Genomic DNA, 13,193 nt, shown 5'->3' on the forward strand with positions numbered 1-13,193 from the left:
CATGTTCTTCTTTATTCTATCACGAAGAACTTGAACTAGACGCAATGGTAGCTGCACTAACCGCTGCAATCATTGCTGCTTGCTGCGCTTGAATTAATAGCTCAATAGAAGACATAATGGTCATGGACAAAGACTTTTGCACCTTTGCCATATCATAAATAGCGATTTGTACAGCCATAAAGAGCACAAATTCACGATGCCATTTTAATAACTTCATGTCTTTTAATTCATGGTATAAATCAATCAATCCTTGAAGTTGTGTTTTATTCAGATTAAGTATTGCTAAAAAGCCAAGTAAAGGATAATGCATAGCCTTGACTTTAACGCTCTGCTTTTTGAGCACATCACGAAGGGTCACAACATCTGGTACTAGCTGACCATCAAATTGGGGTGAAAAAAATGTTAATATCTGCGAAAGCCATTGGAGCTCATTACCAGCATTAAAATTATATGTTCGTAGCTCTTTATAGTATCGATTCATGGTAGCTGCACGCATTTCAACATCATCAGATGGACTACTTAATAATATGGCATAAGGAATGTCCTCATATGAGGTTAAAAATGGGTGATGTTTACGTATAGCATCGAATAAGGCCCTAGCCGCCTGTGCATGCGCCTTTTTATCCTGTTCATCCTCCGTCAAAAACTGCGCCCCGATATAGCTAAAATTACCACTTCTAAATTTAACCTCCTTCAAGATGCTCACATTTGTAAGTAAATTCTTTACTGCATTTTCAGCATCATCTTGCTCCATGAGGTTGGCAGCAATACTATATCCAACTGTTGTTCGTAAAGGAGACATCCATGTAGATTGCTTCTTCATCTCTTGTAAAACATTTTTATACTTCGTTGCATCAAAAGTTTTTCCTGACGCTACAAATGTACTAGCAATAGCTAATACAATTTTACGGTCCACCGTCCAGCCTGCAGCCTTTGAAACATCCTCTACTATATTTGCAAATTCATTTTCAATCATCACATAATCCATATTAAATCCCACTCCTTTACCCGTTTTACGTAACATAATGTGAGAAAGATTCACCCTCTTTGTAACAATTAACATAAAAAGTAAACATAATTTAATGTATGTTACTTACTTTATTTGATTTAATAGAAAATATTAACAACCTACAAAGGAGGTATGGCCGATGTTAGCAAAAACCACAAAGAAACTATTATTTACCATGACTTTAAAGGATCGATTAAATCTATTCCTTTACCTAAGAAATTCATCCAATAATATCGCTTTACATACTCTTTTCCATAAAAATTAATATCGAAACACTTGAACACTCAAAATAAATATTCATCACTAAAGCCTCACTTTCCATACAATAACTTTTCTATTTCCAGATAAAAAACAGCGGCAGAAAAACTTTGCCGCTGTACAAATCACTTGTTAAATTAACCCTAGCTCTTGCAGTTCTTCAGATGTGAAGGCTCTTGACCTTGTTAGGAAACGTTTTCCTTCTACGCCCTCGAGTGAAAACATGCCGCCTCTGCCATCCACCACATCCAATATAATTTGTGTATGTTTCCAGTAATCATATTGATTTTTGTGCATATAGAAAGGAGCATCACCCACTTCACCAAGGCACACATCCTGATCTCCTATTAACAAATCCCCTTCTGGATAACACATCGGTGAGGAGCCATCACAGCATCCGCCTGATTGATGAAACATAACGGGCCCATGTTTCTCTTTTAATAGATCGATTAGTGCTAGCGCTTCTTCCGTAGCTAATACACGTTCAACCACGCTCATGCACCTCCCTACGAATTAGAAGAAACCAAGTTTGTTTTCGCTATAGCTAACTAATAAGTTCTTCGTTTGTTGGTAATGCGCTAACATCATTTTATGATTTTCACGACCAACACCCGACATTTTGTAGCCACCGAATGCAGCATGTGCAGGATATGCGTGGTAACAGTTTGTCCAAACACGACCAGCTTGAATTTCACGACCGAAGCGATATGCCGTATTAATATCTCTCGTCCAAACACCTGATCCTAAACCATATAATGTATCATTAGCAATTTCTAATGCTTCCTCTTTCGTTTTAAATGTTGTGACAGCAACAACTGGTCCGAAAATTTCTTCTTGGAATATACGCATTTTATTATGCCCTTTGAAAACAGTTGGTTTAATGTAGTAGCCATTTTCGAAGCCTTCACCCACATTATTTTTGTCTCCTCCAATTAGACATTCTGCACCTTCTTGCTTACCAATATCTAAATAAGAAAGAATTTTTTCCATTTGCTCACTAGATGCCTGTGCACCCATCATTGTGTTTGGATCAAGTGGGTTGCCAACTTTAATGGCTTCTACTCGCTGTAATACGCGCTCCATAAATTTATCGTAAATAGATTCTTGGATCAGTGCACGTGAAGGACAAGTACATACTTCCCCTTGATTTAGAGCGAATAGCACAAAGCCCTCAACAGCTTTATCTAAAAAGGCATCATCTTTATCCATAATATCTTCAAAGAAGATGTTTGGCGACTTACCACCAAGTTCTAATGTTACTGGAATAAGGTTTTGAGAAGCGTATTGCATAATTAAACGCCCTGTTGTTGTCTCACCTGTAAAGGCAATCTTACCTATGCGTGGATTTGATGCAAGCGGTTTCCCTGCTTCTAAGCCAAATCCATTCACAACATTAATGACACCTGGTGGTAGTAAGTCTTCTATTAATTCTAAAAGCACCATAATAGATGCTGGTGTTTGTTCTGCAGGTTTTAATACGACACAGTTTCCAGCTGCAAGTGCTGGCGCAAGCTTCCATACAGCCATTAATAATGGGAAGTTCCAAGGTATAATTTGGCCAACTACGCCAATTGGCTCGTGGAAATGATAAGCAACTGTATCGTTATCAATTTGGCTTACTGAGCCCTCTTGAGCACGTAATACCCCAGCAAAATAACGAAAATGATCAATTGCAAGAGGGATGTCTGCATTTAATGTTTCGCGTACCGCTTTACCGTTATCCCATGTTTCAGCAACGGCTAGCTTTTCTAAATTTTGCTCAATACGGTCCGCAATTTTAAGTAAAATGTTTGCGCGTTCTGTTGGTGATGTCTTGCCCCATGCATCCTTAGCAGCATGCGCTGCATCTAATGCATGTTCAATATCCTCAGCTGTGGAACGTGCTACTTGTGTAAAAACTTGTCCAGTAACAGGAGTAACGTTATCAAAATACTGACCCTTCACTGGGGGTGTCCATTCGCCACCGATATAATTATCGTATCTCTCTTTGAATTGAACTACCGATCCTTCAGTGTTTGGAAATGCATAAACCATTTTACTTCTCCCCTTTACACAATTTAATGAGAACTATCTACAAAAAACGTTATTTTATATCGGAATAACAATATTTTCATAGAAACCCTCTCACCTAATATATTGTCAGAAACATAAAATAATTTCAACTTTTTCAAAAATTTTTCCAACTAATTTATTTTTGCTAGAAAAGCTTCTAGCATTCACTGTATGTGTGACGTTAAGGTATACTTAAAAATAATATAAAATATAGGAGAACAATATGCGTATTAATAAATATTTAAGTGAAACTGGCATCATATCTCGTCGTGGGGCTGATAAATGGATAGCAGAAGGAAAGGTAACGATTAACGGGGAGCTGGCTACAGTTGGTAGTCAGGTTGAAACAGGAGACATTGTTTGCGTGGATGGAAAAGAGGTAAAGAAAGAACAACAGCTTGTTTACATTGCTCTGAATAAACCTGTTGGGATTACAAGTACAACAGAACGTCATATAAAAGGCAATGTCGTTGATTTTGTCAATCATCCTTTGCGTATTTTTCATATCGGGCGTCTTGATAAGGAATCAGAGGGGCTATTGTTGTTAACGAATGATGGTGATATCGTCAATAAAATTCTACGTGCTGAAAATCATCATGAAAAAGAATACATTGTTCAAGTTGATAAGCCTATAACTGCGCAATTCATCCAAAAAATGGGGGCTGGGGTCGATATTTTAGATACAACAACTTTACCATGTCATGTGGAAAAGATTTCAGATAAAGTATTTAAAATCATTTTAGAGCAAGGCTTAAACCGCCAAATTCGTCGAATGTGTACTGCACTAGGATATTCCGTTAAGCGTCTTCAACGTATTCGAATTATGAATATTAAGCTTGGTAATTTAAAGGTAGGGCAATGGCGTGATTTAACAGAGAAGGAACGAACAGAACTATTCAAACTACTCAATTACACACCAAAATAAACACATTTAAGGGGAGGGGCGAGGACTATGATATCCATTCAAAGCACAGAACAACTAACAGGGGTAAGAATTAGCGCGGATTATTGGGATTTAGATGAACTAATTAATGCTATTTATAATGTAACTGGTGACGAAAATAAATACTATGATTATCAGGGTCCTCGACTACGTATTTTAAGCGTTTGCTATAAACTAAGACATGCTATGCTCGGTGAACATCACCTAGAGTTTGTTAGTAATGGACTTAATAAGAGTGTTCTAACACAACATGAGCTCATCTTTCCAAGTAAGAATGTCTATTTTTCAACAGAAATTCTTTGGCCAGAAATTATCTTTAGTGCCATCGCATTAAATGATTTTATTGACCTGCACCAAAAGTTAAACAATGCTTCTATGTGGAATCATGAAATAGCTATTATACGCAAATTTCAAGCGGCTATTGCTGAATGTCTAGAGCAAGAGGTAAGTGAAGAAGATTATGCTGTGTTTTTAAGAATGTTACATGCTAAAAATCCCTTAACTTTCCGTTTTGCAACCCAGTACGTGGATGTTCTAAATCTAGAATATATCGAATTAAGTAAAGAGGAACGTCAGGCTCATTTAGCGGCATTTGCTGTGAGATTAATGGTAGAGGACCATGAATATGTAGCTTTAAAATCCCACCTGATGGAAGCAGCTATAGCAACGAAACAAGCATTACATGATATTCAAATTCAACTAAATTATCCTGAAGAAATATTCTGGTGAACAAACCATGCCGTCTCAACATAATTGAGACGGCTGTTTTTTCTATTCTATTGTTTTGTAGGCCATTTTACGAATAACTTCCTCGTGCTGAGGATAATCTGCTAAAAGCTCTTCCTGTGTGAACAATTCAAAATCCTCAAAGTCAAAGCCTGGCGCCACCATACATCCTACTAAACTAAACGAATCAGATTCCTCCACCGACGAGCCGAAAATTGTATGCTTTGGTACTGCGATTTGAGGGACCTCCCCTGCTTCTACATTCAAGCCAAGCTTCTTCGCTTCATATGTCCCATCTGGGAAAATCATATGCACTGTTAGTGGGCTTCCTGCGTGATAATACCATAGCTCGTCCGATTGTAAACGATGTAAATGTGAAATATCCTGTGAGCGCAGGAGGAAATATATACTAGTATAAATCGGTCTCTGTACATCTCTCACTGCTATATCGTCCGATGCACGAAACGATGAAATGTAATAGCCCCCTTCAGGATGTTCGGCTAACTTTAAATGTTCAATAAAATATTGTGCTGAATACTTCAAAAAGCATCACTCCTTTTTTCAACCTTACCAAAAAGTAAAGTGGAAATGCTACCTCTGATTCTTTCAACATACAAGCCAAAAAGGACATCTCAACATGAGATGTCCTACCATTTTTATAATCCGCCTAAATAAGCTGCCTTTACTTGCTCGCTCTCTTGTAGCTCTTTTGCTGAACCAGATAAAACAATACGCCCTGTTTCAAGTACATATGCACGGTTAGCGACAGATAATGCCATATTAGCATTTTGCTCTACAAGTAAGACGGTGGTTCCTTCTTTATTAACCTGCTCAATAATATTAAAGATATTTTTTACCATCAACGGTGCAAGACCCATTGAAGGTTCATCCATTAATAATAGTTTTGGTTTTGCCATTAAAGCCCGCCCCATTGCAAGCATCTGCTGTTCCCCACCGGATAATGTACCTGACTGCTGTTTTCGGCGCTCCAATAAGCGTGGAAATAACTCGAAAACATGATCCATATCTTTCTTAATACCTGCTTTGTCATTACGCAGATATGCACCAAGCTCTAAGTTTTCCTCAACTGACATATTGGCAAAAACACGACGACCTTCTGGAACGTGAGAAATCCCTGATTTAACAATAGTCTGTGCCGCTTTCCCAGCTATCGAAAAGCCTTCATATTCAATAATGCCACCTTTTGGCTTCAATAAACCTGACAATGTCTTTAAGAGCGTGCTCTTTCCAGCACCGTTTGCACCGATTAACGTTACAATCTCACCCTCGTTTACTTCTAAAGAGAGGCCCTTTAATGCTTGGATGTTGCCATAATAAACATCGATATTTTGTACTTTTAGCATTAGCCGATAACCTCCTCACCAAGGTACGCTTCTATTACCTTTGGATTGTTGCGAATTTCTTCTGGTGTCCCGTCAGCGATTAATTGTCCATGATCAAGTACGTAAATACGTTCACAAATACCCATAACTAAGCTCATATCATGCTCAATCAGCAATATTGTTAAGCCGAACTCTTTACGAATAAATGCAATTAACTCCATTAAATCATGAGTTTCTTGTGGGTTCATCCCTGCTGCTGGTTCATCCAATAAAAGTAGTTTGGGATTTGCCGCTAACGCACGAGCAATCTCTAAACGACGCTGCATCCCGTAGGGCAAATTCTTTGCTAGCTCATCTTTATAAACATCTAAGCCAAAGATTTTTAAGAACTCAATTGACTGTTGCTCCATTTCAGCCTCACCTTTGAAATGAGTAGGCAAACGAAAAATAGAAGACCACATAGAATGCTTAGCAAGAGAATGGTTAGCAACCTTAACATTGTCTAGTACAGATAGCTCTTTAAATAAGCGAATATTTTGGAACGTACGGCTGATCCCCTTCTGGGTAACCTGATAGGGCGCAAGTCCATTCAATTTCATACCATTAAAAGTAATTGTACCTTCCGTTGGTGTATATACACCTGTTAACATATTAAAGCTAGTTGTTTTCCCAGCACCGTTTGGCCCAATAAGTCCTACCAATTCGCCTTGGTTAAGGTACATATTAACGCCCTGAACTGCCTTTAAACCACCGAATTGAATACCCATATTTTCAACATTGATAAGAAGGTTTCCAGTCATTATTTAGTACCTCCCTTTTTACCAAACTTAAATAATTGTGTTATCTCTTTCGTTCCCATCAAGCCTGTTGGACGATAGAGCATCACGATAATTAAAACTAAACTGTAAATAATCATACGCGTTTCTGGGAAGTTTGCTAGATAAGTAGACACAACTGTTAAGAAAATCGCAGCAATCACTGAACCAGAAAGACTTCCCAAACCACCAAGTACAACGTAAATTAAAATATCAAATGATTTTAAGAAACCGAATGTTGTCGGTTGAATAATGTAAAAGTTATGTGCAAAAATGGCTCCTGCTAGACCTGCGAAGAAAGACCCGATCGCAAATGCAACAACTTTATAGTAAGTCGTGTTAATACCCATCGCATCTGCTGCTATTTCATCTTCTCGAATGGAAATACACGCACGCCCATGACGAGAATTTGTAAAGTTTGAGATAACTAGAATTGTTAGCACTACGCCAAAGAATGCATATGTCCAGTTCGATAAATATTTAACCTGCATCCCTGCTGCGCCACCAACATAATCCGTATTTAAAAAGATAATACGAATGATCTCTGCAAATCCAAGTGTAGCAATTGCTAAGTAATCCCCTTTTAACCGAAGCGTTGGAATCCCTACGATTAAACCAGCAACTGCTGCTGCTACAGCCCCTAATAGGATGGCCAATGGGAATGGTAACATTAACTTTGTTGTAATAATAGCCGATACATACGCTCCCACTGCAAGGAACCCAGCATGTCCAATCGAGAATTGTCCAGTAACACCAATAACAATATGCAAGCTGACAGCCAGCATGATATTAATACACATTGTGATCAACATATTTTTATAGTACAAATCAATTACTTCTGTTGTAATCAACAATTGTACAACTGCATAGATGACTAGCGCTATTACGGCATAGCCCCAGAAAACTTTAGACTTTTTCATAAAACCGCTCACCTACACTTTCTCACGGGCGTTTTTACCAAAGATACCCGATGGTCTGAAGATTAAGATTAAAATTAAAATAACGAATGCCGCTGCATCACGCCATAACGAGAAGCCAAGTGCACTTACTAAGGACTCTACAACACCTAGTAACATACCACCAACCATAGCGCCAGGGATGATACCAATACCACCAAGAACGGCTGCGATAAATGCTTTAACCCCAGGAATAACACCCATTAGCGGGTCAATTTTTGTATAATAAACACCGAAGATAACACCTGCTGCACCAGCTAAAGCTGAACCAATCGCAAACGTTGCAGAAATTGTATTGTCAACGTTAATACCCATTAAGCGAGCTGCATCTGCATCGTGGGAAACGGCACGCATCGCTTTACCAATCTTTGTTTTATGTACGATGAATTGTAAAAGAATCATCAGTACAACTGCGACTGATAAAATTAAGATGGAAGTACTGCTGATTTGAACGCCAAAAATATCTAGTGATTTATTTTTGAAAACCTCAGGATATGCTGCTGGTTGAGCACCTCTGAAGAAAATCGTTGTATATTCAATTAATAGCGATACACCAATCGCTGTAATTAAAGCTGCGATTCGTGTAGCATTTCGTAAACGTTTATAGGCAATACGTTCAATTAATACACCAAAGATTGCACAAACTAACATTGCCAATAATAATGCTGGGAAGAAGCCAAGCTCCCATTTAGCAATAGCGTAAAAGCCAATAAATGACCCAATCATGAAGACATCACCATGAGCAAAGTTAATCAGCTTGATAATACCGTATACCATCGTATACCCTAACGCTATTAACGCGTAGATACTTCCAAGTGAAATACCGTTCACAAGTTGCTGTATCCATTCCATGCGCATTCACTCCTTTAAATTTTCTGAAAATTGAAAAATAAATACATAGATCTATACTAAAAGTTATGTTTTGCTCTATGATTCTAGTTATCTAGCACACAAAAAAGGAAGGCGTGTTTACCCGCCTCCCCCTTGCTTACAAAACATTAAGGATTAACTTTAGAGTTGAACACTTGTTTACCGTCTTTAAATTCAAGAACTGTTGCTGTTTTAATTGGGTTATGATTTTCGTCAACTGAGAAAGTACCTGTTACTAAAGAAAGATCTTTTGTTGCAGCTAATTCATTTTTAATTGCTTCCCCATCTGTAGAGCCTGCACGTTTAATCGCATCTGCAATGTAGTAAATTGTGTCATAACCAAGTGCGTTGAATGCGTCAGGCGCTTTGTCACCATTTGCAGCTTTAAATGCCTTTACAAAATCTTGAATTTTTTGATCTGGGTCTTCAGCAGAATAGTGGTTTGTGATGTATGTGTTATTCAATGCATCCGCGCCAGCTAGTTCGATTAAAGTTGGAGAGTCCCAACCGTCAGCCCCCATTAGAGGTACATCAATGCCCATTTCACGTGCTTGTTTAACAATCAAACCAACTTCTTCATAATATCCAGGGATAAAGATAAAGTCTGGATTTGCCGCTTTAATATTTGTTAATTGTGTACGGAAGTCTGTATCCTTCGCTACATAAGCTTCTTCTTTTACAACTTTTCCGCCACTCTTCGTAATCGTTTCTTTAAAGGATTTTGCTAAACCTTTTGCATAGTCTGATGCATTATCTGCGAAAATAGCTACATTTTTCGCATCTAGCTCACCTGAAGCAAAGTTAGCTGCTACAATTCCTTGGAATGGGTCAATAAAGCATGTACGGAAAGCATATTCATTAACACTGCCATCCTCGTTTACTGTGATATTCGGTGCTGTACCAGAACCAGTAACAATAGGAATTTTATTATCATTTGCAATTTGAACAGTTGCTACTGTATTACCTGAAGTTGCAGGTGCTAGCATTGCTACTACTTTATCCTGCGTTGCTAGTTTAATAGCAGCTGAAGTTGCTTCAGAGTTCTCTGATTTATTATCTACTTTAATCAATTCAATTTTCTTACCATCAATACCGCCAGCGTCATTAATTTCTTTTACAGCCAGTTCTGCACCTAGCCCAATAGAGGAACCATAAGATGCTACATTCCCTGAAAGCTCTAAGTTGGCACCGATTTTAATTGTATCGCCATCAGATGAACCTCCGCCTGATGATGAGCCTCCGCCAGAACTTGAATCGTCTCCGTTACCGCAACCAGCAAGAACACCAGCAAGTAATGAAGATGCTACTAAAAGTGAACCGAACTTCTTAAGCTTTTTGCTCTCTCTCATAATTAAATTCCCCCTGAAAATTTCTCAAATATTAGATATTTCTGATAATTATAAACAATTAAATTCATTTACTCAATAGCCAAAATAATTATTTATAACTATCTAAAAACAAAACAAAAATATTATTCATATAAGCCTTTTTCATTGTAAAACATTCTTTATATTTAGTCTAGAGTGATTTTTCAGTATAATTAGTTATTTATGAATTATCTTTTAATTCAAACTATACACTAGTACAAAACTATCAGATGAAATTATTTTTTCACAATAAAGTCTAATTACTTTAAAGAACTCCCAACTATTAAAATTATTTCCCTGAAAATAATCATAAAACTACAAGTAACTACTTGTATCTGTACTTTAAATAGTAAAAAGCTTAGAGTGGGTTTCCCTATACTCTAAGCTTTTTTTAATTCAAACACACAAAGGCGCTCATTAAGATTTGTTTCATTTTCTATTTGCACTTCATGAAGCAATTCAAATGGTGTACCACGATGTAGAAATTGTAAATAATCGTAAGGCGGATAATATAAAATTATATGAATGTCTCGCATTCGCTGCTCATAGGATTTCCAAATATTATGAATGACTGTGCGAAAAATATGGATGGAAAAAGGATTAAAAAAGAAAAACACATTATCACGTGACTTTATTTCATATGCCTCGGCTATTGTATGAATAAACTTAATAGGGGCATGCGCTCTCATTTTTTGAAGATAACTACGTTTGTTTTCTTCAGCCTCAGTATAAAATCCTGCATCCATCTCTATCCCAATGGTTGGTATATGGAACTTATGGTGCACATAAATAGGAACTCGCCCTTTCCCGCATCCCATATCAATAAATACTGGATTGTCAGGCATCTGATACGAAGCGAATAATTGCTCCAACCCGCTGTAGGGCGTTGGCTCGTAACGATGATAATGCGCAAGCTTAAGGAAAACCATATTGCTCTCCCACTGTGCTTATATGCAAATGTTTATCAAATTGCTGTTCATTCATATGAAAAGACTCCTCAGAAAAAGAATGCTTTATTTTAACACGATAAAAAGCAAAAACCATACCCAAAGCTATTGGATATGGTTATTTTCTAACGACCTCTACGTTTAAATTTGACAACAAAGAGAAGAGCGATAAGGAGTAGCACTAGACATGTAATGGCCGTAAACACTGTATTTTTATCAATAACAGGCTCCTGATTCGCAGCTTTACTATTTACACCAGGCATTCCCATTGGAGCTCCATTTCCATTAGGAGGTTGCATTTGTTCTCCATTTTGTCCTGCTCTCGGACCCTCGCCATCTAAAGGCGGGCTCTTTGCTGGGTCAAAGTCCTCTGGCAGCTGACTTGGATCAAAATTGTCTGGCATCGAATTCATTTCACCATCTTTATTTGGCATTTGCGTACCCGTATTGCCCTGAGAAAACGTAGATGCTTCCACTACAAGCTCTCCAGACAGTTGCTTTAATATAGATTCTGAGCGCTGTTTAGCAAATGCAGGCAAGCTATTTTCGCCTTCAACTGCTTCTAAAAACTGCTCCGTAGTGGAGAATTTGGTTGGATCTGCCTCAACATAAGTTGTTAATAGCACAGCTAACTTTTTAGTAATAGATTGCACATAATCTTCTGTTAAATAAGTTGTTGCTAGCTCTTCTAAATAACCTTCATATTTGGCACGATATTCCTCATTCGAAAGCAATACATTCAGGAGTGGCCGCTCCTCTAAAGTTGTGCCAGAAACAGGCGTAATCACACTAAAATTAATAGCACTATCATCTAATAGGTTGCCCGACATGCCCATGTTGAAGCCGGCACCTTCTTTTTTCATACCCCCATCAACAGCTTGATCGGATTGTCCATTTTTTTGTGCCAATGGTTTTTCCATATTAGTAGAAGCGTCAGCTAGATTTTCGCCGTTTCCTCCTGCTATTCTACCGCCTCCAGCCCCAAAGCCACCAAAGGACATGTTGTAATCCCAAGGAATAATAGAAAACACACCGTTCTGTTCATATAAATAATAGTTATGTTTCATATTCCCTTGATAACTGTCTAAATTCACAAGTGCTGTATTGACGGCAAAATAACGTAACATTTCATCAACATCAATATATTTTTCTATGTCTCCACCATTATTAATGGCATCTAGCATTTCAACCAACTTGGATTGATCAATATTACCTTCATTTGTTTTTAATCCGATACCTGTATAGTCTTCAATATCGTCGCTAATATATTTTAAATCACTGCCTGTCCCATCTGGCTTAAATAAAAAGCCATCATTAGAGCCGTAATTATTAGCCAGGAATGTCTCATCTACAGCTTCTACCCCTAAAAACAAGCCCCGCTCCTCACCATTCACTGTGACATACATATAGGAGTGTGCTGGTGTTGGTAAACCCATTTGCTCCATCAGTTCATAGGAGATATACTCTCTCATTAATGTAGAGTCACTATAATTATTATTTAAATTTAATTTTTTTAAGCCATATAAGCTTTGTGTATCATCATAATAATCAAAATCGATTTTTAAGCTATAGCGATCTGAATCACTATTAACAACCGATCGTAATGATAGATTGCCCTTTGTACGAATAGCAACATTCTCAATTTTCTTGCCGTTTACAGTAATATCTGCTTGTTTTAATTCTTCAGCAGAAGCATTTGCCAGCATATCCGCCCAATCTTCCTCGGCGATCTCGATATCTACAGTGGTTACTTTATTGCTATTAAATACTATTTTCTCATAGGAAAACTCAGAATTTTTCGTTTCAATGCCTATATTCGGGAGTACAGCATATATCACGACAAAGAGAAGGAGTAAAATTGCCATGCACAGATAGACAATTCGTGTTTTAATCATAGCCGTCACCTC

The 13,193-nt window shown here is 37.7% G+C and carries 13 protein-coding genes; 2 read left to right on the forward strand and 11 right to left on the reverse strand.

What is annotated here, in order from left to right; genetic code table 11:
- Positions 1–19 precede the first annotated feature (19 nt).
- The 3 genes from CD31_RS11695 to adh form a co-directional block, all read right to left on the reverse strand.
- Positions 20–988, reverse strand: a complete 969-nt coding sequence (locus CD31_RS11695; protein ID WP_036077788.1) for a DUF4003 family protein — start codon at positions 986–988, stop codon at positions 20–22.
- 411 nt (positions 989–1,399) lie between these two features.
- Positions 1,400–1,759, reverse strand: coding sequence for a DUF779 domain-containing protein (locus tag CD31_RS11700; protein ID WP_016992156.1), 360 nt, complete (start codon positions 1,757–1,759; stop codon positions 1,400–1,402).
- 21 nt (positions 1,760–1,780) lie between these two features.
- Entirely contained in the window at positions 1,781–3,301 is a 1,521-nt protein-coding gene (gene adh / locus CD31_RS11705; protein WP_016992157.1) for an aldehyde dehydrogenase, read from the reverse strand.
- A gap of 241 nt (positions 3,302–3,542) precedes the next feature.
- On the opposite strand from adh, the gene rluF reads away from it, so the two are divergent.
- Complete coding sequence (gene rluF / locus CD31_RS11710) at positions 3,543–4,244, forward strand: 23S rRNA pseudouridine(2604) synthase RluF (RefSeq protein ID WP_016992158.1); 702 nt, start codon at positions 3,543–3,545, stop codon at positions 4,242–4,244.
- A gap of 27 nt (positions 4,245–4,271) precedes the next feature.
- Positions 4,272–4,991, forward strand: a complete 720-nt coding sequence (locus CD31_RS11715; RefSeq protein WP_036077790.1) for a DUF6904 family protein — start codon at positions 4,272–4,274, stop codon at positions 4,989–4,991.
- A gap of 42 nt (positions 4,992–5,033) precedes the next feature.
- On the opposite strand, the gene CD31_RS11720 is transcribed toward CD31_RS11715, so the two are convergent.
- From CD31_RS11720 to CD31_RS11755, 8 genes are all read right to left on the reverse strand, one after another.
- Entirely contained in the window at positions 5,034–5,531 is a 498-nt protein-coding gene (locus CD31_RS11720; RefSeq protein WP_036077792.1) for a cupin domain-containing protein, read from the reverse strand.
- 113 nt (positions 5,532–5,644) lie between these two features.
- Positions 5,645–6,352 carry an ABC transporter ATP-binding protein gene (locus CD31_RS11725; protein WP_004233555.1) on the reverse strand — a complete coding sequence of 236 codons (708 nt, stop codon included), beginning with the start codon at positions 6,350–6,352 and terminating at the stop codon, positions 5,645–5,647.
- Complete coding sequence (locus CD31_RS11730; protein ID WP_016992162.1) at positions 6,352–7,131, reverse strand: ABC transporter ATP-binding protein; 780 nt, start codon at positions 7,129–7,131, stop codon at positions 6,352–6,354. The genes CD31_RS11725 and CD31_RS11730 overlap by 1 nt, the downstream gene beginning before the upstream one ends.
- A complete protein-coding gene (locus tag CD31_RS11735) occupies positions 7,131–8,066 on the reverse strand; it encodes a branched-chain amino acid ABC transporter permease (RefSeq protein ID WP_016992163.1) in 936 nt (311 codons plus the stop codon). The genes CD31_RS11730 and CD31_RS11735 overlap by 1 nt, the downstream gene beginning before the upstream one ends.
- A 12-nt stretch (positions 8,067–8,078) precedes the next feature.
- Entirely contained in the window at positions 8,079–8,954 is an 876-nt protein-coding gene (locus tag CD31_RS11740) for a branched-chain amino acid ABC transporter permease (RefSeq protein ID WP_016992164.1), read from the reverse strand.
- Between the two features lie 146 nt (positions 8,955–9,100).
- Complete coding sequence (locus CD31_RS11745; protein ID WP_004233542.1) at positions 9,101–10,321, reverse strand: ABC transporter substrate-binding protein; 1,221 nt, start codon at positions 10,319–10,321, stop codon at positions 9,101–9,103.
- A 398-nt stretch (positions 10,322–10,719) separates the two neighbouring features.
- Complete coding sequence (locus CD31_RS11750) at positions 10,720–11,268, reverse strand: class I SAM-dependent methyltransferase (RefSeq protein ID WP_244905045.1); 549 nt, start codon at positions 11,266–11,268, stop codon at positions 10,720–10,722.
- A 143-nt stretch (positions 11,269–11,411) separates the two neighbouring features.
- Positions 11,412–13,181: a CotH kinase family protein gene (locus tag CD31_RS11755; protein ID WP_036077795.1), complete on the reverse strand. Its 1,770-nt coding sequence runs from the start codon at positions 13,179–13,181 to the stop codon at positions 11,412–11,414.
- Positions 13,182–13,193 lie beyond the last annotated feature (12 nt).

It is taken from the genome of Lysinibacillus boronitolerans JCM 21713 = 10a = NBRC 103108, from assembly GCF_000772935.1.
GTDB lineage: Bacteria > Bacillota > Bacilli > Bacillales_A > Planococcaceae > Lysinibacillus > Lysinibacillus boronitolerans.